The following is a 21,031-nucleotide window of genomic DNA, read 5'->3' as shown; positions in this document are numbered from 1 at the left end:
CGTGGTGGCCAGGGTGCGGGCCGCGGCCCGGCCGAGGCTCAGCGGTGCCTGGTCGGTGTCCACCGGGTCGGTGACGGTCACAGCGAAAACCACCCCATCATTCGGAAACCGGTTGCAACGAGGAATCAACATAGCAACGGACTCCGCGCGCACAATGACACGATCGTGTCCCCCGTGGAAATCACCTGGTCGACACTCGGCCATTTCGGGCACCGAGTTCGCCCCGGTCGTCACGCGCCGTTCGCGCGCGTCACCCGGTCGGGAAGTTCCCGCACATCAAGGGGATTTCCCGGTCGCTCCGGGGAGCGGCGCCGGCGGCCGGAGCGGCGGTGAACTGCGCCGAACCGGCGATTACCGCGGCCAGGGTGAGGCCACTCGGATGAATCGAAGAATACCCGGTTGTCGGCCCGGAAATGGGTGCACTAACTTGACCATCCCGGCGTGAATGCGCCGGGTGGGAAAGGACCTGGATGAACATCTTCGTGGCCGGCGGGCTCTGGGTGGCCGGCGCGGCCCTCGTCGGAGGCGTGATCGCGTACCTGGTCCGCCGGTTCGGCTGGGACGAGGGGCGGCCCGACAACAACGACGCGGCGGGCCAGGTGTTCACCATCGTCGGCGGGCTGCACGCGGTGCTGGTCGCGTTCGTGCTGATCTCGCTGTTCGACTCGGTCGGCTCGGCGAGCCAGGACGCGCAGACCGAAGCGGACAGCCTGGTCGCGGCGACGTGGGCGGCCGACGCGCTGCCGGCCGAGGCGAAGGACCGCGTGCACCAGCTCGCCGTCGCCTACGCGCGCACCGTCGAGGAGCAGGAGTGGCCGCGGCTGGTCGACGGCGGGGAGATCCCCGCCACGGGCTGGACGGAGCTGGACCAGATGCGCCAGGCCGTCGCGGCCGCCGACGTCGACGGCGACTGGCAGATCGACCGCAAGACCGAGGCGAGCAACCAGCTCTGGTCGGTCTACCAGGCCCGCACGCAGCGGCTGAACAACGCGGGCGGCGGCGGGGTCGGCGCGGTCGTCTGGTTCGCGCTGATCCTCGGCAGCCTGATCACCGCGATCCTGCTGCCCAACCTGTTCGGCGGCACGCGGCTGGCGGCGCACGTCATCATCGTCTCGACGCTGGCCGGCACGATCACGTTGCTGCTGTTCGCGATCTACCAGCTGCAGAACCCGTTCAGCGGGGGCGCGAAGGTGCCGTCGGAGGCGTTCACCAGCGCGCTGGACCGGCTGGTTTGACCGGCGCGCGGGCCCGCTGGGCGGCGATGCTCGGCGTGGCGGCGGCGGTCTCGGCGGTGCTGGCGGCGACAGGCTGGCTCGCACCGCCCTCGTCGTCGGCTCGCCGTCCGGCGGCCCAGGACCCGGCCGCCTGCACGGTCCTGCAGGCGGAGAACGAACGCGACGGCGCGCCGACGACGTTGCGGCTGCTGTCCCTGCCCGACGGCACCACGAAACGCCTGACGCAGGCCGGCTACTGGATCAACGCGATGGGGTATTCGGCCTCGCAGGGAGTCGTGTACGGCGTCGCGGACGGAACCCGCCAAGGCCGCTACGACCACGGCGCGCACGCGGTGCGGATCGACGCGTCGGGGTCGGTGACCGACCTCGGGGTGGTCGGCCGCGCGGGCGCGCGGCGTCCGGTGTGGAGCCAGGTCACGGGTGCGACGGCGGGCGCGATCGCCGGCAACCGCTGGTACGTGCGGCAGGGCAGCGATCTGTACACAGTGGACATCGATCCGGCGTCGGCGGACTACGTGCGCGTGGTGCACCGGACGGCGCTGCGGCCGGTGTCGCTCGCGGTGGGCGTGGACGATTTCGCGTACGACCCGGCTTCCGGGGTGCTGTACGGGGTGTCGGCGACTTCGCGCGGGGACGGCTCGGTGGTGACGGTGGACCCGGAGACGGGGAAGGTCGCGGTGGTGCCGGGACCGCGGTTCCCGGACGGGGGAGCGTACGGATCGGTGGTGCTGGCGCCGGACACGATCTACGCGACGGCCAACCGGGCCGGGCGCCGGAGCGTGACGTACGGATTGCCGCGGGACGGCTCGGGCCCGGCGGTCGAGGTGTCGACGGGGCCGGCCTTGGTGAGCGGGGACGCCGCGGGGTGCTTCACCCAGGAGGCTCCGCCGCCGCCCACGACCAGCTCGGAGTCGCCGGTTCCCACGCCGTCTTCGACTCCGCCGACGCCCACGCCGACGCCGACGCCCACGCCGGAGCCCCCGCCGCCGTCGCGGCCGCCCCCGGTGGAGCAGCCGGCGGTGGTGACGCCGACCCCGACGCCCACTCCGACCCCGACATCGGCCGCGGCTCCGGCGCCGAAGGCCGTCGAGCTGCCGCCGCCCCCAGCGCCGTCGAAGCGGCACGCGCAGCCGACGGAGAAGCCGGAGCCGGTGGCCCAGGACACGGGAGTCCGCACGCAGGAGAAACGCCGCTGGGGCGTGACGGCGTTGATCCTGGTCCTGGGCAGCGGCGCGGCGGTGGGCCATGTCCGCCGGCACCGTTAACGTCCCGGCCTTCTCGAAGCCGTCCACCGTCCACTTCGGCCACGGAGACTCCTCCTCCGGCGCGGGTCCACGCGCCGGAGGAGGAGAAACGGGATGAAGCGGGTAACGATCGCCCTGGTCGCCGGGGTGCTGGCCTGGCCACTGGCCGCCGGGCCGGCGGAGGCGCACGACCACGGGCCCCGGGCCGGGCACGACCACCTCCGCACCCACGCCGGGCGGACGCTGACCGCGGACGTGCTCCGCAACGACCGGGGCACCGCCGTCGTCCGGCACACCGCCGCCGCGCACGGGACCGTCGACCTCGGCGCCGACGGCACCCTCCGCTACACCCCCGCCCCCGGCTTCACCGGCCGGGATTCCTTCACCTACACCGTCTCCGACGCCGTGAAGCTGTTCCCGACCGGGCTGGAACCCCTCGCCACGATCGGCGGCGTGGAGATCAAGGGCGGCGCGTACGGCTCCGCGCTCACCCCGGTCCCCGGCAAGAAGGACGAGTTCTACGGCCTCACCGACCGCGGCCCGAACGTCGACGCGCCCGGCGGTGGCAAGATCGAACCACTGCCCGCCTTCACCCCGGCCATCGGGAAGTTCCGGCTCCGCGGCGGGAAAGCCGTGCTGGAGCGGACCATCCCGCTGCGCGCCGCGGACGGCACCCCGTACAACGGCCAGGTCAGTCCGCTCGCCGACACCGGCGAGAAGATCGTCGACCTGAACGGGAACGTCCTGCCGAAGTCCGTGCACGGCTACGACTCCGAAGGCCTCGTCGCGCAGAAGGACGGCACCTTCTGGGTCTCCGACGAGTACGGCCCGTTCATCACCCGCTTCGGCCGCGACGGCCGCGCGATCGAGCGCCTCTCGCCCTACGACGGTTCGCTGCCGGCCGAGCTGAAGTACCGCGTGCCGAACAAGGGTATGGAAGGCCTCGCGCTGACCCCGGACGGCCGCACGCTCGTCGGGATCATGCAGTCCGCGCTGCAGCAGCCCGACCTGACGAAGAAGCCGGGCAACGTCACCACGCTGCGGATCGTCACCGTCGACCTGCGCACGCGCGCCACCCACGAGTACCTCTACCTGCTCGACGACCCGGACACCACGGGCACCGCGGTCAGCGAGATCACCGCGCTCTCGGCCACGCGCTTCCTCGTCGACGAGCGCGACGGCAAGCCGGAACCGGGCGCGTTCAAGAAGCTGTACGAGATCGACCTGACCGGCGCCACCGACGTCGGCCCGCGGGCGGCGGGCTACGACGCCGTCAAGGGCGGCGTGCTGATCGGCGGCAAGAGCATCGACGCCTACGTCGGCAAGGACACCACCGCCGACGCGACGAAGGACCTCGCCGCCGCCGGGATCACCCCGGTGCGCAAGAAGCTGTACCTCGACCTCGGCGCCCTGGTCACCGGCCTGGACCCGAGCGGCGGCTTCTTCGGCCACGACAAGGTCGAAGGCGTCGCGACCACCGACGGCGGCCGCACGCTCGTGATCGGCAACGACAACGACTTCGGCATCGACGGCGTCACGAACGCGGCGCCGCCCTACGCGCTGCACCCGAAGACGCTGCCGGACGGCCGTCAGGACGACGGCGAGTACCTCGCGGTCGACACGACGAAGCTGCCGGCGGCTACGAGCACGGCGACGGTGACGATCGACGTCCGGTAGCTCAGTACTTGAACTGGTCGACGTTGTCGGCGGTGATGAGCAGCGGATCGCCCAGCAGGACGGTCTTCGACGCGGCGTCGTACTTCACCGCCGGCAACTCCAGGCTCACCTTGTTGACCGGCTGGAGCGGCTTGCCGTCGGCGACCTGCTTCGCCGTCCACGCGGTCAGGTAGCCCAGCGACTCGACGTTCCACAGCACCGACTGCGAGCACGAGCCGTCGAGCAGGTACGGCTTGATCGCCTGCGGCGTCCCGACGCCGACGGTGAACACCTGCCCGATCTTCTGCTGCTCGCGCACGGCCTTCGCGACGCCGGGCGCGGAGGTCGTGCACTCGCCGACCAGGCCGGTGAGGGCCGGGTGGCGCACCATCAGCTCCTTGGCGAGGGTCGTCGCGGTGTCCTGGTCCTCACCCGCGTACAGCGTCTCGACGAGCTGGGCCTTCGGGTAGTTCTTGGCCGCGTACTCCTTCTGGACCGCGATCCAGGTGTTGAGGTTCGCCGCCGCCGGCCCGCACGAGACGATCGCGTACTCGCCGGTGCCGCCGGTCCGCTTCATCAGCGCGTCGGTGAGCGCGGCGCCGATCCCCTCGGCGCTGGCCTGGTTGACGAACACCTCGCGCTGCGTGCCCGGCGCGTCGGTGTCCGAGGTCAGCACGTGGATGCCCTTCGCCCGGGCCTCGGCGATCGCCGGCGCCAGCGCGGCCGGGTCGTTCGGCGCGACGACGATGACGTCGACCTTCTTGGCGATCAGGTCGCGCACGATGGCGGTCTGGGCGTCGGGGTCGACGGTCTTGGGGCCGACCGTGGACCACTCCACGCCGAGCTGCTTGGCCGCTTCGAGGCCGCCGGTGTTCATGGCCTGGAAGTACGGGATGCCCTCGACCTTCGGCACGAACGCGATCCGCGTCGGCGCCGACGCGGGCTCGGCGCCCAGCTGTTCCGAGCAGCCCCCGAGCGCGAGCGCCGCACCCAGCAGCAGCGTCGCGACCAGCCGGAACGTCTTCGTCGGCCCTCGCATCCCCACCCATTCCTCAGGACTTCCGATCGGTCTGCGCACGGTGGAGACCAAGGGGGAAGGTAGGGCCCCGCGTAACGGTGGTCAACGGGATGTGCGCAAAGGGTTACGGAAGTGAGTTCTACCTCGTGGATTTTTGGCGGAAGTTCGCTGGTCCGGCGGTGTCGGTCACGCTGAGCGACACCGGCTCCCACGGTGGGTCGCCTGTGGGGTGGGCGACAGCGCGAAGTTACCCCCTGGGGGTATAGTCGCCGGTATGGACGAACAGCACGGAGCTTCGTGGGCGACAGCGATCCAGGCGACCCTGCACTGCCTGACCGGCTGTGCGATCGGTGAGGTGCTCGGCATGGTGCTCGGCACGGCGTTCGGCCTGCACAACGCCGCGACCGTCGTCCTGTCGATCGTGCTCGCGTTCGTCTTCGGCTACGGCCTGACCATGCGCGGCGTGCTGAAGTCGGGGTTGTCCGCGGCGGCCGCGTTCAAGGTCGCGCTGGCCGCGGACACCGTGTCGATCGCCGTCATGGAGCTGATCGACAACACGGTCGTCGTGGCGATCCCCGGGGCGATGGACGCGGGCCTGGCCAGCTTCCTGTTCTGGCTGGCGCTGGCGCTCTCGCTGGCGGTCGCGTTCGTCGTCACCGTGCCGGTGAACAAGTGGATGATCGGGCGCGGTCTCGGCCACGCGAAGGTGCACGCGCACCACCACTAGGGGGAGGTGGCGGCCTCCCCGGTGGGTCAGACGTGCGACAGGTCGACGGCGCGGTCGACCTTCGGCCGGTCGAGCACCCGCAGGATGCCTTCCAGCAGGTAGTAGTCGGCGTAGGGGAGCGACACCTCGATGCCGTCCTCGGCCGGCCGGTTGCGGGTGCAGCGCGCGACGCTCGCCTCCGCCCGGGTCGACTTCGTCGTCAAGCACGTCTGCGAAACCGCCGAGAGGATCCGCAGCGCGCCGTCGCGGTACTGCGCGCGGTGCGTGATCTCGGCGAGGTCGAGCAGGCCGCACGCCATGATCACCCCGGCCGAGGCGTCCTTGACGTCGTTCGGTGCCTGCGGCGCGAGGTAGTCCCACACCGGCACGTGGTCCGGCGTCAGGTGCGACAGCGCGAAGTCCGCCAGGCGCCGGGCCGTCGTCAGGAACTCCGCGTCCCCGGTGCGGCGGTGGATCGTCGTGAAGCCGTAGATCCCCCACGCCTGGCCCCGCGACCAGCACGACGTGGGGCTGTAGCCCTGCACCGTGTTCGGCCCGACCGGCGCGCCGGTGACCGGGTCGAAGTCGAAGACGTGCGGGGTGGACCCGTCCGGGCGGACGAAGTTCTTCTGCGCGGTCTTCGCGTGCGCGACGGCGATCTCGAGGTACTGCGGGTCGCCTGTCTGCTTGCTCGCGAACGCCAGCAGGTCCAGGTTCATCATCGTGTCCATGATGACGCGGCCCGCGTTGTTCGGATCGGTCAGCGCGCCCCAGGCGCGGATGAACTTCCCGGCCGGGTTGTACCGCTTGATCAGCGACGACGCGGCCTGCACCGCACCCGCCCGCCACTTCTCGTCGCCGGTGAGCCGGTACGCGGTCACCCACGATGGGGAGAACAGGAATCCGAGGTCGTGCGTGCTCGTGTCGTTCTGCCGCGGCGCCAGTTTCTCCGCGGACGCCAGCGCGAGGGTCTTGAATTGTTCGTCACCGCTGTGCAGCCAGGCGAGCCACAACTGGCCGGGCCAGAATCCGCCGACCCAGTCGCCATTCTGCGAATAGGTCCATTTCTCGAACTTCGTGCCGACCGGAAACGCGGTGACGCCGGGCGCCACCGCGCGGAGCTTGGCCACCGCGTAGTCGGCCGCTTGGCGGAGCGTCCGGGTGACCGATGCCTGGTCGGAGGCATCGAGGGCAGTCGCCGAAGCGACCGTCGGGAGGCTGGTGCTCGCCGCCACCGCGGCACCGGCCGCGGTGGTCAGCAGGGTTCTCCGGGTAACGCTCACAGGTGACCGCCATTCCGTGTGGGGAAATGCTCCAGGTTCCCGGAAGTTTTCCACAACGGACTGGCGCTTGTACACCCGGCGGATAATCGTTCAAGGTTGTGAATTCATGTCCCGATGGGCGGGATATTCGCATTGTGGTGGAACACGTACCGGCCGCGCGAAAGGGCGAAGGCCCGGCGGGGGACGCCGGGCCTTCGCGTCATCGCGGGATGAGGGCAGTCAACCTCGCGACGTCCTGGGGCTCGCTCGAGCCGCGGTTCAGCAGTGCGGCGCGACCGGGAGGTCGGAGCCGGTCTGCAGGTAGGTGTCCGACACGTAGTGGCCGGGGCCGATCCGGTCCCAGATGGTGCTGGTGCCGAACGTGCCGGTGACGCTGTCGCCGTCGACGTAGCACTCGATGGTCACCTTGGCGTAGTTCGCCGCGAGCCCCTTGATGGCGGCCGAGGTGCTGGCGCTCGCCCGGACGTTCATCGGGTCGCCGGCGGTCTTCACCGTGCCGGTCGGGCCGGTGCCGGTCCACAGGTAGGTGACGTTCACGTAGCCGTTGTCGGACATGCCGAGGCCGTCCCAGAACACGCCGTCGGCGAGGTCGATGCCCGCCGGATTCTGCACCGTGCGGCCGGAGTCGTCCTTCTTGTTGTTGTAGCCCTGCAGGTACGCGGCCTGCGCTTCGGGCGTGCCCTGCGGCAGGTCCTTGAACTCCGAGCGGACCGACGCCGGGTTCCAGTAGTCGTCCCGCTCGTTCCACGGGCCGATCTCCCACACCGGCGCGTACTCGCAGCGGCTGCCGTCGGTGCGGCACACGCGGGCGGTGTAGTTGCCCGTTCCCTTGGGGGACACGGACTTCCCGGAGGGGAAGGAGACGAAGTGGTCGTGGCTGGTGATGACGTGGCCGTTGGCGGTGGTGCCCCCGACGAGGCCTTCGCGGGTCCCGTAGACCTTGTAGGTCAAGGCGGCCGTGGCGTCGAGCGCGTTCACCTGCGGGGTGCTTTCGGCGCTCAGCGAGAGACCGCGGACCGACGGGCGGACGCCGTCGGTGTCGCTGTGCAGGCCGACGCGCACCTGCACGGAGCTGACGGCGCTCTTGAACGCCGTCCCGGCGGGCGTCCACTCGGTCCAGTCGTCGCCGCCGGTGCGGCCGCGGACGTCGACCTCGACCGAGGTGCCCTTCGGCGTGTCGGCGGTCAGCTGCGCGTCGACGCGGTTCGCCGGCGTGCCGAGCGCGTGCTCGGTGGTGATGAGGCTGCCTTCGCTGCCGGCGAACACCCGCGCGGTTCTGTGCCACGCGGCGTCGGCCAGGGTCAGCGTCCCGCCCGCGCCGGTGACGTTGACGTCATCGCTGTCCACAGTGGACAGATTGGCGGTCCAGCTCGCGCCGGTCGCGGCCTGGGCGGGGGCTCCGGCCAGCGCCGTCACCGCCCCGGCGGCCAGAACCGCCGCGGTCACGCGGCCGGCCTTCTTGATCCGGATCATCCCCGGTTCTCCTCTCGCACTCGTTCACTCGAACGTGGCGAAAGACTGACGGGGTGGCGTACATGATCCGTACAAGCAGAAGCCGGGCCCTTGTGCCGCTCGCCGGGGTCAGGCCGAAAGCTCCCGCCAGATGGCCAAAGCCCGCTCCGAGTAGTCCCGGGACCGCTCCGGCTGCGAAAGCGCCCGGTGCAGCTCACCCAGCAGCTGGGAAACCTCGGCCTCCGACCGCCGGTCGCCGTTGCGGCGGTGCACCGACAGCGAGTTCATCAGCAACAGCTGCGCGTGCGCGAAGTCGCCGCTGTGCAGGCACAGCTCCCCGAGGTTCTGGTTGGCGTAGCCCACGCAGTGGTCGTCGCCCAGCTCGGTGAAGATCGCGATCGCCTGGTCGACGTGCTCGCGGGCCGCCGCCAGGTTACCCTGGTGCTGGAACAGCAACCCCAGCCGCTTGTACGCGTGGGCCTCGCGGTGGCGGTCGCCGATCGCCGCCGACAGCTCCAGCGCGTCGGTGAACCAGCGCTTCGCCGCCGCGTAGCAGCCTCGCGACATCCAGACCGCGCCCGCGCCCAGCCTCGCCACCGCTTCGCCGTTCGGGTCGCCTTCCTCCGCGAACAGCTTCAGCGCCTCGTGGCAGTGGTCGAGCGCGAGGCCGTCCTCGCCGTCGATGCGCAGGATCGTGGCCAGCCCGGTCAGCGCGATCGCCACGCCCTGGGCGTCGCCGATCCGCTCGAACAGCGCCTTCGACTCCTCGAACGCCACCCGCGATTCGACGTACTCGTCCTGGTAGAGCAGGTACTGCCCGAGGTTGCGCTGCACGATCGCCTCCGCGCGCAAGGACCCCGTCCGGCGGGCCGCTTCCAGCGCGATCGTGTGCGTGCTGTGCCAGTCGTCCTGGTGACCACGGAGGTCGAAGTACGGCGTCAGCGCCGACGCCAGCTGCCACGCGAGGTCGTCGAAGCCGTGGGAAGCGGCCAGTGAGACCGCCGCGACGCTGGTGTGCCGCTCGGCCGCGAACCACGCGGCCGGGTCGTCCGGCAGCACGTCCGCGGGCACCTCCGGCAGCGGCAGCTCTTCGTCGCGGTACATGCCGAAGAAGTGCAACGGCATCCGCCGCGCGGCTTCCAGCGCCAGCGCGAGGTACCCGGTGAGCACCCGCCGAAGCGCCGCGCGCGTCTTCGCCGCGTCGCTCTGCTCCGCCAGTTCCACGGCGTAGACGCGCAGCAGGTCGTGCAGCCGGTAGCGCGGCTGCCCGGCCGGATCGGAGCCGACGAGCTCGACGAGGTGGCCGTCGACCAAGACGTCCAGGACGTCTTCGGCGTCCCGGCGGCCCAGCACCGCCGCGACCGCCCACGCCGGGAACTGGACCGGCCCCAGCAGGCCGAGCCCCCGGAACGCCGTCGCCGCCGACATCGGCAGCAGGTCGTAGGACAGCGTCACGCTCGCGCGGACGGCGAGGTCGCCGACGCGCAGCTCGTCGAGCCGCCGGTGCTCGTCGCGCAGCCGGTCGGCCAGCAGCCGCAGCGTCCAGCCCGGCCGGTGCGTCAGCTTCGCGCCCGCCACCCGGATCGCCAGCGGCAGGTGCCCGCACTGGCGCAGGATCGCCGCCGCGCTCTCGGGTTCGGCGGCCACCCGTTCGGCGCCGACGATGCCCTCCAGCAGGCGCGCGGCCTCGGCCTCGGGCAGCAGGTCGACGTCGACCGGCGTCGCCCCGGCCAGCCCCGGCAGCCGGATGCGGCTGGTCACGAGCACCGCGCACGCCCCGGCGCCCGGCAGCAGCGGCCGGACCTGGGCGGCGCTGCCGGCGTCGTCGAGCACGATGCACATCCGCCGCCCGGCCAGCCGCGACCGCAGCAGCGCCGAGCGTTCCGCCGGTTCCCGCGGCAGGCCGGCGTCCGGGATGCCCAGCGCGCGCAGCAGTTCGCCGAGCACGCCCATCGGCGCGCGCGGCGACGACGACGTGCCGGCCAGGTCGACGTGCAGCTGCCCGTCGGGGAAGTCGTCGCGGACCGCGTGCGCGACCCGCACGGCGACCGCCGACTTCCCGACGCCGGGCGCGCCGGAGAGCACGACGACGGCCGGGGTGCCCGAGTCCGCGCGCTCGCGCAGCAGGCCGACGACCTCGCGGAGCACGTCGTCGCGGCCGGTGAAGTCCGGCAGGTCGAGCGGCAGCTGGCAGACCGGGACGAACTCCGCGGCGCGCACGGCGGCGGGCGCCGTTTCGGAGACCAAAGTCGCCCGTAGTTCGCGCAGCCGCGCGCCGGGTTCGGCGGCGAGCTCTTCGCGCAGGACGCGCTCGGCGGATTCGTACGCCTCGATGGCGTCCGCGGTCCGCCCGGCCGCGCGCAACGCGACGATCAGCTGCGCCCACAGCTCTTCGCGCAGCGGGTGCTCGGTGACCAGCCCGCGCAGCTCGGCGACGGCCTCGCCGCAGCGGCCGAGGTCGATCCGCGCCCGCAGGCGCTGTTCCTGGACGGACAGGCGGAGCTCGGCGAGCCGGGCGACGGTCGCGCCCCAGCTGTGGTCGTGCGGCAGTCCTTCGAGGACTTCGCCGCGCCACAGGGCGTCGGCCCGGTCGAGGAGCTTGAGAGCGCTCTCGGCGTCGGCGCGGTCGAGCGCTTCCTGCGCGTCGCCGGCCAAGGCCGTGAAGGCGAGGTGGTCCAGTTCTTCGGGCGACGCGGTCAGCAGGTAGCCGGAAGCGCGGCTGCTGATCCGCTCGCCCAGGTCGGGGTCGATCTCGGCGAACCGTCTTCGGAGCGAATGGACGTACGTGCGGATGTTCGCCGCCGCCGACCGCGGCGCCGATTCGGGCCACAGCACCTCGACCAGCACGTCGGCGGACACGACGACGTTCGGCTGCAGCGCCAGCGCGGCCAGCAGCAGCCGGGGCTTCGGCCCGCCGAGCGGGATCACCCGCCCGGAAGCGGTGACCTCCAGCGGTCCGAGGACGCGGATGGTAAGCGAGGTGGTCTCAACCTGCCCGATGAGTTCCCCCATAAGGGGATGCTATGGCCCGTTCGACCCCACGGGCTAGATCCATTCGGAGTGTCTGGGCAGGCCCGCGGGCGGTTTGTACGAGTCGTGTACGAGCCCCGGTCACGCTCCCGCCATGAAGCGTTCGAACCTCCGGCGTATGGCCGGCTTAGGGGTCGTGCTCGCGACAGTGGGCGCGCTCGCGGTGGGCGGCGCGCTCGAAGCGTCGGCCGTCGCGACCGGCACCGTGAAGACCGCGGGCGACCCCCTCAACGTCCGCCGGGCGCCCACCGCGAGCGCCACGGCCGTCAAGACCGTCGCGAACGGCGCGTCCGTCACCATCGACTGCCAGATCACCGGCACGTCGGTGACCGGGACTTACGGCACGGGCACGTTGTGGGACTACGTGCCCGCGCTCGGCGGGTACATCTCGGACACCTACGTCTACACCGGTTCCGACCAGCGGATCGCGCCCGACTGCGGGGTCGGCTCGGGCAGCGGGCAGTGCGCCGACGCCTGTGCGGGTGAGGCGACGTACCGCTCGTCCGACTCGCACTTCCTCGTCTACGACAAGAACGCCGACGGCTACTCCGCCGTCGTCGCCTACTGGCTCAAGGGCGGCGCCGGGCCGTTCTACGTCTGGAACTCCGGCGGCGAGGGCTCCTCGGTGGACAAGGCCGTGAGCGTCCCGCACGGCGGCTGGGTCTTCTACAAGGTCTGCGTCGCCAACTACACCACCGCCAAGCCCGCGCTGCTGTCCTGCAGCGACGGCATCACCGACTTCGCGGCCTGACCGCGTCTCCCGAAAGGCATTCCGACATGGTCGACCTCACCCGGCGCAAGGTGCTGCTCGGCGGGCTCGCCGCGGTCACCGCCACCGCGGCGTCGGCCGCGCTGCCGTCCTGGGCGAACGCCCGCACGGCCGCGGCCGCCCCGACGATCCACGACCCCTTCCAGCTCGGCGTCGCCTCCGGCGATCCGCTCCCCGACAGCGTGGTGCTGTGGACGAGACTCGCGCCGGCGCCGCTCAACCCCGACGGTTTCGGCGGCATGCCGGACGCGACCTACCCGGTCGGCTGGGAGATCGCGAACGACCAGGCGTTCACCTCGATCGTGCAGAGCGGCTCGGTGGATGCGGTCCGGTCGGCCGCGCACAGCGTCCACATCGAACCCGTGGGCCTGCAGCCCGCGCGGGAGTACTTCTACCGCTTCAAGGCCGGCGGCTACCTCTCGCCGGTCGGGCGGACGCGCACCGCGCCCGCCGCCGGGGCCGCGGTCAACCAGCTCAAGTACTGCTTCAGCTCCTGCCAGCACTGGGAGGAGGGCTACTACCACGCGTACAAGGGGATCGTGGCCGACGACCCGGACCTGGTGCTGTTCCTCGGCGACTACATCTACGAGAAGAAGTCGGGCCGCACCGCGCAGGAACGCAACCCGCGCAGCCTGGCCTTCACCGAGGACGTGACCACGCTCGCGCAGTACCGCGCCCGGCACGCCCAGCACAAGACCGACGCCGACCTGCAGGCCGCGCACGCGATCGCGCCGTGGATCGTGGTGTTCGACGACCACGAGGTGATGAACAACTGGAACGGCACCACTTCGCCGGCTTCGGCCGCGCGCAAGGCCGCCGGGTTCCAGGCCTTCTACGAGAACACCCCGATCCGCTCCACGGCCAAGCCGAACGGCTCGTCGATCCAGCTGTACCGCCAGTTCCTCTGGGGCAACCTGGCCCGCTTCCACATGCTCGACACGCGGCAATACCGCAGCGCCCAGGTCGCCGACCCGTCCGGTGACGCCGGCCCGGCCTGCACGGACATGCGCAGCACCTCGCGCAGCATCCTCGGCAGCACCGAGGAAGCCTGGCTGCTCAAGCAGTTCGAATCGCACCCGGCCACGTGGGACTTCCTCGGCCAGCAGGTCTTCTTCGCCACCCGCGACGGCGACGGCAACAAGGCCACCTGCGAAAGCCCCGACTCCTGGCAGGGCTACGAGGCGTCCCGGAACCGCATCCAGCAGGGCTGGGTCGACCGCAAGGTCGCCAACCCGGTCGTGCTCACCGGCGACGTCCACCGGCACTGGGCGGCCGACCTGCGGCTGGACTACTTCGACCACAGCGACCCAATCATCGGCTCCGAGCTGGTCACGACGTCGGTCACGAGCAACAGCGACACCGCGACCGCGCCGAGCTCGACCTGGTACGCGAACAACCCGCACGTCAAGTACTGCAAGGGCGAGCGCGGCTACGTCCGCGTCACGACCACGCCGTCGCAGACGCGGGCGGACTTCATGACGACGTCCGACACCAGCGTCTACGACCCGGCGTCGGTCGTGATCAAGAACGACCGCAGCTACGTAGTGCAAGCGGGGACGCCTGGGCTCCAGCAGGTCTGAGGCGGGGGCGCTACGCTGCGTGACGTGACCGAAGAACTGGGCCTGCGGGAGCGCAAGAAGCTCCGCACGCGGGCGGCGATCTCGGCGGCGGCGATCGGGCTCTTCCTCGAGCGCGGGTTCGACGCCGTCGGGGTCGCCGAGGTGGCGCGGGTGGCCGAGGTGTCCAAGCGGACCCTCTTCGCCTATTTCCCGACGAAGGAGGACCTGGTGCTGCACCGGTTCGCCGACCACGAGACCGACGCCGCGGACGTCGTCCGCGCGCGCCGGCCGGGACAGGGCGCGCTGTCGGCCCTGCGGGAGGCGTTCCTGCGGGGGCTCGACGAGCGTTCGCCGGTCACGGGACTCTGCGACGAACCCGCGGTGCTCGCGGTGTTCCGGCTGGTCACGGGCACGCCAGCGCTGGTGGCGCGGCTGGCGGGGTTCACGTCGGCGGGGGAGGTGGCGCTGGCCGCCGCGCTGGCCGAAGCCGGCGTCGCCCCGCTCGACTCCGCGCTGGCCGCGGCGCAGATCTCGGCGGTCCGCCGGACCCTCGCGACGGCGAACATGGACGCGGTCGCGGCCGGCGTCCCGGCGGCCCGGCGGCACCCGGAAGCCGTCGCGGCGGCCGAACGGGCGTTCCACCTGCTGACGTCCGGGCTAGGGTTCGCCTGAGCCACCCGGGTCATGCCGGATTCATGGTCCCGACCATGACGAATGCACGTTTTCGCCGGGCCCGGTGAAGGTAGACTGCGGAAATCCCGGAAGGACACCGGCGCCCGTCCGGCGTCCCCACCGCTTTTCGTCCACACGAACACCGGGGGGACCCGCGTCCGGCTGGGGGTGGCGCGGGTCCCCGCGGGCCTCGCGGAAACGCTTTCCCGGTGATCTTGACACCCCGCTCGCGGCGCTCGTAGGCTGAGTGCTCCGCCGTCATGCCGAGCATTTCTCGAATCCATGACAAGGCGGTTCCCCGTGAAAAGATTCCTGCTGATCTCGTGCGCGGTGGCGGGACTGGTGGTGGCCGGTGCCGGCGTCACCACCGCCGCGCCCGGCGGCGTTTACGACGTCAAGGACTACGGCGCCAAGGGAAACGGGTCGACGAACGATTCCGGTGCCATCGACAAGGCGATCACGGCCGCGAACGCCGCGGGTGGCGGCACGGTCCGGTTCACCTCCGGCACCTACAAATCGGCCAACACCGTCCACTTGAAGAGCAACGTGACGATCCAGCTCGACGCGGGCGCGACGATCTCCGGGTCGAGCGCGGACAGTTACGATAAGCCCGAGTCCAACCCGAACGACGACTACCAGGACTACGGCCACAGCCACTTCCACAACGCGATGTTCTTCGGCGACAAGCTGACGAACATCGGGTTCACCGGTGCCGGCACGATCGACGGCGGCGGCAACCTCATCACCGGCAACCCGAAGTCCGGCGAGGCCGACAAGATCCTGTCGCTCACCCGTTGTGACGGGCTCACGCTGTCCGGGATCAAGCTGCGCCGCGGCGGGCACTTCGCGGCGCTGATCAACGGCTGCACGAACGTCGTCTCCGACCACCTGACGATCGACACGGCGAGCGACCGCGACGGCTGGAACATCATCAGCACGACGAACGTCACGATCACCGACGCGACCATCGCGGCGAACGACGACGCACTCGTGTTCAAGAGCGACTACGCGCTCGGCGCGAAACTGCCGAACGGAAACGTGACGGTGGCGGGCGCGAAGCTGTCGGCCGTTTGCTGCAACGCGCTGATGTTCGGGTCCGAGACGTGCGGTGACTTCACCGGGTACCAGTTCTCCGACATCACGATCACCGGCGCGCACAAATCGGGCCTCGGCATCGTTTCGATGGACGGCGCGAAGATTTCCGACGTGCACTACCGCAACATCACGATGTCCGGCACGTACTCGCCGATCATGATGAAGATCGGCACCCGCAAGCGGTGCGGGAACAAGCCGGGCGTCGGCTCGATCAGCGGCATCACCTTCGACAACGTCACCGGAACGCACACGGGCACGAACTTCAGCCCGACGATCTGGGGCGCGGACAGCTCCCACCGCGTCTCCGGCGTGACGTTCACCGGAGTGCACCTGAACGTCCCGGGCGGCAACGGAACGATGGGCACGGGGGTGCCGAGCAACACGGCGACGGACTACAACCCGAAGAGCATCGGGACTCGGCCGTCGTACGGCTGGTACGTGCACTACGCGTCGGGCATCAGGTTCGCGGACAGCTCGGTCGGGTTCGCCAAGGACGACGGCCGCCCGGCGAGCATCGTGAACAACAGCTCCGACGTGACGTTCGACCACTTCACGGCGGAGAAGGGGAGCAAGAGCCCGTTCGACGTCGGCTTCCAGACGGTGACCGGCTACTGCGTCAAGGACTCGGCGACGACGTCGGGTTCGGCCCTGCGGGTGAACACCTCGGGGTCCAGCTCGAACTGCTGAAACGAAGGGGCCCCGGCTCGGAAGCCGGGGCCCCTCCTGCGGCGCGCCTGCGTGGTCAGTGCGAGTACTGCTCGTTCATGATCAGGAACGCGCCCAGGCCGTGGAAGTCGTTCGTCTTGCGGGCCCGGGCGTAGTAGTAGGACAGATCGCCGACGTTCGTGCCCTCGCAGATGTCGGTGATGGTCGTCAGCCCGTCCGAGCCGACGGACACTTTCTTCAGCACGCCGGCGTACCCGCGGTCCGCCACCGCCTGGTAGCTCGACGGCAGGTAGCCGCGCTGCACGCCGCGGGCCATCGTGAACGTGTACATCGACGACGCCGACGTCTCCAGCCAGTTCTTCGAGTCCCCGCCGCGGTCGACGACCTGGTACCACCGGCCGGTCGCGGCGTCCTGGTAGCGCTGGTAGCCCGCCGCCAGGAACTGGACGATCTCGATCAGCGCGGGCCGCCGCGGGTGGTTCGCCGGCAGCACCTCGAGGATGTCGATCGCCGCCATCCCGAACCAGCCGATCGCGCGGGCCCAGTGGTACTTCGAGTGGTGGCCGGTACCGGACGCCCACGACTCGGAGCCGTCCTCGTCGTAGGCGTGGTACAGCAGGCCCTTCGCCGGTTCGCGCAGGTGGCTGAAGTAGACGACGAGGTTCTTCGCCGACTCCTCGAAGCAGTAACCCCCGTCGTTGAACGCCGCGCCGTACAGCGCGAGGAACGGCTGGGCCATGTAGACACCGTCGCCCCACAGCTGGCCGACCTTGCTGGTGGCGTGGAACATCCCGCCGTCGGACGTGCGCGGGTAGGCCGGGAAGCGCTTGCGCAGCTGGTCGGCCGCCGTCTTGTACTTCTTGCGGCCGGTTTCGGCGAACAGCAGCGGCAGCAGCTGGCACGAGCGCATCGAGTCCAGGTTGGTGAAGCTGTTCGAGATCCCGCTGTCGGTGATGAAGCGGTCGTACCACGCGACGATGTAGTCGAGGTACTTCTTCTCGCCGGTGCGCTTGTAGAAGAGGTACTGGCCGTAGAGGTACAACCCGAGGGTGTAGCCCCAGCCGCCGATCTTGTCCGGTGAGTAGCGCTTCATCGTCGAGTCGATGACGGCGCGGGACCAGTCCGGCGGCGCGCCCGCACCGCCGATCGGGGGAAGCCGGTCCGCCGCGCGCGCGACGGGACCCGCCGCGGCGAGGGCGCCCAGCGCGCCCAGGGTGCCGGCCAGGACCGCGCGCCGGGTCGGGCGAAGGGGGTGCTCGGACATTCGTTGTCCTTTCGTGCACGGGCCCCGGTGAGCGGGCAGTTCCGCGGGGGCACCTTCGGTGAAGGTGCCCCCGCGGAGCAGGTGGCCGGGATGCCGATCCGCCGTCCGTCGGCATCCCGACCGGCTCTGGGTGGGGGCGCGGCGTGCTGCCCTGGTCGCCGGAGCGGTGGGGGAGAGCGAAAGCGCTCTCTGGGGAAACATCTACTCGCCTCGGGGAGGGCGAGTCAAGAGAGATCGGATCTCTCATGTCATATATCAGATATTTAACCCGAACGGCCGTAGTCACGATGTACCGGCCGCTGGGACGCCGGGAAAAGGTCGGATCTCAGTATTGACCGCACCTTCGAACCAGGAGTACACCACCGGGTGGACCAGACCACTGGAGGTCGTTCATGTCAGCCAAGTTCCTGCGCCGGGTCTTCGCCGCGTGCGCTTCGCTGCTGGTGGTGGCCGGGCTCGCCGCCGCGCCCGCGTCGGCCGATCTGCAGAAGCCGTCCCAGCAGTGGCTGCGCGACAGCCAGGCGGGCCTGTTCCTGCACTGGGGCATGCGCACGTCACCCGGCTACACCAGTTGCAGCGCCTGGGAAAAGGCGATCACCGACGGCGGGTGGAGTCCCGCCTACTGGGTCACCGAAGCCAAGAAGCTGCACGCGTCGTACCTCGTGCTGGCGTCGTTCCACAGCCGGCTCGGCTATTCGCGGGCGTGGCCGTCGAAGATCCCCGGCAGCTGCACCACCAAGCGGGACTTCCTCGGCGAGCTGATCGCGGCGGCGAAACCGCAGGGGCTCAAGGTCATCCTCTACATGACCAACGATGCCCAGTGGCACGACGAGGGCGGTCACGAGTGGCTCGACTCGGCCGGCTACTCGAAGTACAAGGGCAAGACCGTGAACCTCGACAGCCAGGACGGCTTCGGCCAGTTCAGCTACGACAACTTCTTCGAGGTCATGAAGAACTACCCGGACCTCGGCGGGTTCTGGATCGACAACGACAACGCCTACTGGGAGTCGCACGACCTGTACGAGCAGATCTACCAGCAGCGGCCGGACTACCTGCTGAGCAACAACAACGAAGACACCCCGATCATGGACACGATCAGCAACGAGCAGAAGACCGGCATGACACCGGCCTACGACTACCCGCAGGCGACCTACACGGCGATGCCGCGCCTGACCGAGGCGTGCTTCAAGCTGCCGGACTCCGGCTCGTGGTGGTACGGCGGCTCCAACTCGTCGGTGAACAAGGCACTGAACATCGGACGTCTGGTGACCAACTCGGGGTCGTCGATCAAGTCCCTGATGGCCGAGACGGCGATGGTGAACGGGAAGTTCCCGTCGAACCAGGAGGCGTTCAACAACTTCGCGTCCGGGTACCTCGACGCGATCTGGGAGTCGCTCGGCGGCACCGAAGGCGCCGGGTACATGTACGGCGGCATGCAGCCCGGCTTCTGGAACGACGGTGCGCACGGCGTCATCACCATCAAGGGCGCGACGCAGTACGTGCACGTCCTGACCAAGCCGTCGGGCAGCACGCTGAAGATCCGCGACAACGGCTACCGCGTCTCGAAGGTGACGAACCTGCGCACCGGCGCGGCGATCTCCTTCGGCCAGGGCGGCGGCAGCCTGACGCTGACGGGACTGTCCGGGTGGGACACCTACGACACGGTCTTCAAGGTCGAGACGGCCGGCCGCACGGGCACGTACGACCCGAAAACCGTGACGCTCAAGGCGAGCGCGGCCAGCAGTGGCCACAGTGGACAGGCGGCGAGCGACGGCAGCTACCTGACGTACTTCGACAACGGCAAGACCCTGCCGGTGAACCTGGACTACGACCTCGGGTCGGCGAAGAAGGTCCAGTACCTCGGCCTGAACCAGCGCGAGGACTCGGTCAGCTACGCCCGGTCCGACAGCGAGCAGTCGGCGCGGATCAAGGCGTACAAGGTGTACGTCTCGGCCGACGGCAAGAACTGGGGCAGCGCGGTGAAGTCCGGGACGCTCCCGAGCCACCGCGGAGTCCAGTTCGTCGACCTGTCCGCGGTGACGGCGCGCTACGTCCGCCTGCAGGTGACGAGCACGTACGCGGCGTCGAGCGACAGCACGCGGTACAAGCGCCTGCGGATCGACGAGACCTGGGTGGGCTCGGACTACGCCACCGCGGCGGGCTGAGCCTGCAGGTCCAGGGTCAGCGCGGCGGTCCAGCCGAACGACCGGGCACCGTGCCCGGCGCCGGTCAGCGGGTCCACGTACTCGGCGAAGTCCGTCCGCAGCGCGGTTTCGACGAGGTCGTCCCGCAGTCGTGAAGCCAGCGCGTGCTCACCGTGGTGCAGCAGCCCGAGCCGGACCAGCCAGCCGACGTTCGCCCACGACGGGCCGCGCCAGTAGCGGCCCGGGTCGAACGCCGGTGAGGTCAGGTCGTGGCTCGGGACGCCGTGCACGTGCCCGAGCCGGAACCGCGGCCCGGTGGCCGTCGCCAGCAGCGCGGGGGCGACGGCCAGGTCGGGCAGCAGCAGGGGCAGCAGGCCCGCGCACGTGTACTCCGGCAGCCGGGCGCCCGTCCGGACGTCACGGGCGAAGAAGAAGTCGTCGTCCCACAGCGTTTCCTGCATCGCCTTCGCGACGCGCGCGGCGGACTCGCGGTGCGCGGCGGCGGCCGCGGGCAGGCCCAGTGCGTCGGCGATCTCGGCCAGCGCCAGCTCGGCGTCGGCCAGCAGCGCGTTGAAGCCCGGGTCTTCGACGACGAACTCGCCGAACCCTTCGTAGCCGTGGTCCCGGTAGTCCGTCGCGAGCCGGACGTACCGGCCGTAGTCCTCGTCGCTCGGGCGGTCGGCGGCGGCGCCGTGCTCCAGGTCGCGGCGGACGAACCCGGTCGACGGCGTGACGCGGGCGAGCGGGCCGTCCCAGGCCGGGCTGTTGTCCATCCCGGACTCCCACGGGTGCACGATCGCCACCAGCCCGCGCCCGCCGGCGTCCCGGTGCGTTCGCAGGTATTCGTGCCAGGCCCGCAGCTTCGGGTAGAGCGTGGCGAGGAACGTGGGGTCGGGGTCGGCCTCGTGCACCGCCAGCACCGCGCGCGCGTGCACCGGCGGCTGGATGAGCCCCGACGTGCGCCCGGCCCGCCAGAACGACGGGCCGGGGAAGTACGCCTCGGGCGGCGTGTCGGGGTTGAAGAGGATGTGCGGGACGCGGCCGTCGCGCCACTGCGCGGAGAAGAGCGTCAGCAGCTCGCGCCGGGCCCGCTCGGGCGCGGAGTGGCGCAGGCCGATCGCGATGAACGCCGAGTCCCAGCTCCACTGGTGCGGGTAGAGCGAGCGTGACGGCACGGTCGACGAGCCGAGCCAGTTGCCGTCCAGGATCGCCGAGGCTCGTGTTACATCCATATGTCC

General features: G+C 70.6%; 15 protein-coding genes. 9 read left to right on the top strand and 6 right to left on the bottom strand.

Features of this window, described 5'->3' with window-relative positions; all coding sequences use genetic code 11:
• The first annotated feature begins 470 nt into the window (after nt 1-470).
• From ACWEVP_RS14080 to ACWEVP_RS14070, 3 genes are all read left to right on the top strand, one after another.
• Nucleotides 471-1,235: a bestrophin-like domain gene (locus ACWEVP_RS14080; RefSeq protein WP_452062930.1), complete on the top strand. Its 765-nt coding sequence runs from the start codon at nt 471-473 to the stop codon at nt 1,233-1,235.
• On the top strand, nt 1,232-2,500 hold the full coding sequence (locus ACWEVP_RS14075) for a DUF6923 family protein (RefSeq protein WP_452062929.1): 1,269 nt from the start codon (nt 1,232-1,234) through the stop codon (nt 2,498-2,500). The genes ACWEVP_RS14080 and ACWEVP_RS14075 overlap by 4 nt, the downstream gene beginning before the upstream one ends.
• Nucleotides 2,501-2,593: 93 nt before the next feature.
• Nucleotides 2,594-4,156 (top strand): esterase-like activity of phytase family protein, encoded by a 1,563-nt coding sequence (locus tag ACWEVP_RS14070; RefSeq protein WP_452062928.1) that lies wholly within the window; start codon nt 2,594-2,596, stop codon nt 4,154-4,156.
• 1 nt (nt 4,157) lies between these two features.
• Here ACWEVP_RS14070 and ACWEVP_RS14065 read toward each other — a convergent pair whose 3' ends face one another.
• The gene (locus ACWEVP_RS14065) at nt 4,158-5,174 is read right to left on the bottom strand and encodes an autoinducer 2 ABC transporter substrate-binding protein (protein ID WP_452062927.1); all 1,017 of its coding nucleotides are present in this window, start codon (nt 5,172-5,174) and stop codon (nt 4,158-4,160) included.
• A 253-nt stretch (nt 5,175-5,427) separates the two neighbouring features.
• Between ACWEVP_RS14065 and ACWEVP_RS14060 the strand changes: the two genes are divergently transcribed.
• Nucleotides 5,428-5,880 (top strand): DUF4396 domain-containing protein, encoded by a 453-nt coding sequence (locus tag ACWEVP_RS14060; RefSeq protein WP_452062926.1) that lies wholly within the window; start codon nt 5,428-5,430, stop codon nt 5,878-5,880.
• A gap of 26 nt (nt 5,881-5,906) precedes the next feature.
• Here the strand turns inward: ACWEVP_RS14060 and ACWEVP_RS14055 are convergent, their stop codons facing one another.
• The 3 genes from ACWEVP_RS14055 to ACWEVP_RS14045 all read right to left on the bottom strand — a co-directional run bounded on the left by ACWEVP_RS14055 (nt 5,907) and on the right by ACWEVP_RS14045 (nt 11,606).
• The gene (locus ACWEVP_RS14055) at nt 5,907-7,142 is read right to left on the bottom strand and encodes a glycoside hydrolase family 88 protein (RefSeq protein WP_452062925.1); all 1,236 of its coding nucleotides are present in this window, start codon (nt 7,140-7,142) and stop codon (nt 5,907-5,909) included.
• Between the two features lie 258 nt (nt 7,143-7,400).
• A complete protein-coding gene (locus ACWEVP_RS14050) occupies nt 7,401-8,615 on the bottom strand; it encodes a hypothetical protein (protein WP_452062924.1) in 1,215 nt (404 codons plus the stop codon).
• Between the two features lie 108 nt (nt 8,616-8,723).
• Nucleotides 8,724-11,606, bottom strand: a complete 2,883-nt coding sequence (locus ACWEVP_RS14045; RefSeq protein ID WP_452062923.1) for a BTAD domain-containing putative transcriptional regulator — start codon at nt 11,604-11,606, stop codon at nt 8,724-8,726.
• A 112-nt stretch (nt 11,607-11,718) separates the two neighbouring features.
• Between ACWEVP_RS14045 and ACWEVP_RS14040 the strand changes: the two genes are divergently transcribed.
• The 4 genes from ACWEVP_RS14040 (at nt 11,719) to ACWEVP_RS14025 (ending at nt 16,406) form a co-directional block, all read left to right on the top strand.
• Nucleotides 11,719-12,375, top strand: a complete 657-nt coding sequence (locus tag ACWEVP_RS14040; RefSeq protein ID WP_452062922.1) for an SH3 domain-containing protein — start codon at nt 11,719-11,721, stop codon at nt 12,373-12,375.
• Nucleotides 12,376-12,401: 26 nt separating this feature from the next.
• On the top strand, nt 12,402-13,973 hold the full coding sequence (locus tag ACWEVP_RS14035) for an alkaline phosphatase D family protein (protein WP_452062921.1): 1,572 nt from the start codon (nt 12,402-12,404) through the stop codon (nt 13,971-13,973).
• A 24-nt stretch (nt 13,974-13,997) separates the two neighbouring features.
• Nucleotides 13,998-14,624, top strand: coding sequence for a TetR family transcriptional regulator (locus ACWEVP_RS14030; RefSeq protein WP_452062920.1), 627 nt, complete (start codon nt 13,998-14,000; stop codon nt 14,622-14,624).
• Nucleotides 14,625-14,924: 300 nt separating this feature from the next.
• Nucleotides 14,925-16,406: a glycoside hydrolase family 28 protein gene (locus ACWEVP_RS14025; RefSeq protein ID WP_452062919.1), complete on the top strand. Its 1,482-nt coding sequence runs from the start codon at nt 14,925-14,927 to the stop codon at nt 16,404-16,406.
• Nucleotides 16,407-16,461: 55 nt separating this feature from the next.
• On the opposite strand, the gene ACWEVP_RS14020 is transcribed toward ACWEVP_RS14025, so the two are convergent.
• Entirely contained in the window at nt 16,462-17,649 is a 1,188-nt protein-coding gene (locus tag ACWEVP_RS14020; protein ID WP_452062918.1) for a glycoside hydrolase family 88/105 protein, read from the bottom strand.
• A 392-nt stretch (nt 17,650-18,041) separates the two neighbouring features.
• Here ACWEVP_RS14020 and ACWEVP_RS14015 point away from each other — a divergent pair, with 392 nt between their 5' ends.
• Complete coding sequence (locus ACWEVP_RS14015) at nt 18,042-19,814, top strand: discoidin domain-containing protein (RefSeq protein WP_452062917.1); 1,773 nt, start codon at nt 18,042-18,044, stop codon at nt 19,812-19,814.
• Here the strand turns inward: ACWEVP_RS14015 and ACWEVP_RS14010 are convergent.
• Nucleotides 19,793-21,025 (bottom strand): MGH1-like glycoside hydrolase domain-containing protein, encoded by a 1,233-nt coding sequence (locus tag ACWEVP_RS14010; RefSeq protein ID WP_452062916.1) that lies wholly within the window; start codon nt 21,023-21,025, stop codon nt 19,793-19,795. The genes ACWEVP_RS14015 and ACWEVP_RS14010 overlap by 22 nt on opposite strands.
• Between the last annotated feature and the right edge of the window lie 6 nt (nt 21,026-21,031).

The organism is Amycolatopsis sp. NPDC003865 (assembly GCF_053605345.1).
The sequence above is the reverse complement of the archived record's forward strand: the minus strand, read 5'-3'. Positions and strand labels throughout refer to the sequence as shown.

Excerpts from the sequence above, each read along its gene's own strand:
- ACWEVP_RS14080 (WP_452062930.1), top strand. The coding sequence starts at position 471 with ATGAACATCTTCGTGGCCGGCGGGCTCTGGGTGGCCGGCGCGGCCCTC.
- ACWEVP_RS14070 (WP_452062928.1), top strand. The coding sequence starts at position 2,594 with ATGAAGCGGGTAACGATCGCCCTGGTCGCCGGGGTGCTGGCCTGGCCA.
- ACWEVP_RS14065 (WP_452062927.1), bottom strand. The coding sequence starts at position 5,174 with ATGCGAGGGCCGACGAAGACGTTCCGGCTGGTCGCGACGCTGCTGCTG.
- ACWEVP_RS14060 (WP_452062926.1), top strand. The coding sequence starts at position 5,428 with ATGGACGAACAGCACGGAGCTTCGTGGGCGACAGCGATCCAGGCGACC.
- ACWEVP_RS14050 (WP_452062924.1), bottom strand. The coding sequence starts at position 8,615 with ATGATCCGGATCAAGAAGGCCGGCCGCGTGACCGCGGCGGTTCTGGCC.
- ACWEVP_RS14045 (WP_452062923.1), bottom strand. The coding sequence starts at position 11,606 with ATGGGGGAACTCATCGGGCAGGTTGAGACCACCTCGCTTACCATCCGC.
- ACWEVP_RS14040 (WP_452062922.1), top strand. The coding sequence starts at position 11,719 with ATGAAGCGTTCGAACCTCCGGCGTATGGCCGGCTTAGGGGTCGTGCTC.
- ACWEVP_RS14035 (WP_452062921.1), top strand. The coding sequence starts at position 12,402 with ATGGTCGACCTCACCCGGCGCAAGGTGCTGCTCGGCGGGCTCGCCGCG.
- ACWEVP_RS14020 (WP_452062918.1), bottom strand. The coding sequence starts at position 17,649 with ATGTCCGAGCACCCCCTTCGCCCGACCCGGCGCGCGGTCCTGGCCGGC.
- ACWEVP_RS14015 (WP_452062917.1), top strand. The coding sequence starts at position 18,042 with ATGTCAGCCAAGTTCCTGCGCCGGGTCTTCGCCGCGTGCGCTTCGCTG.
- ACWEVP_RS14010 (WP_452062916.1), bottom strand. The coding sequence starts at position 21,025 with ATGGATGTAACACGAGCCTCGGCGATCCTGGACGGCAACTGGCTCGGC.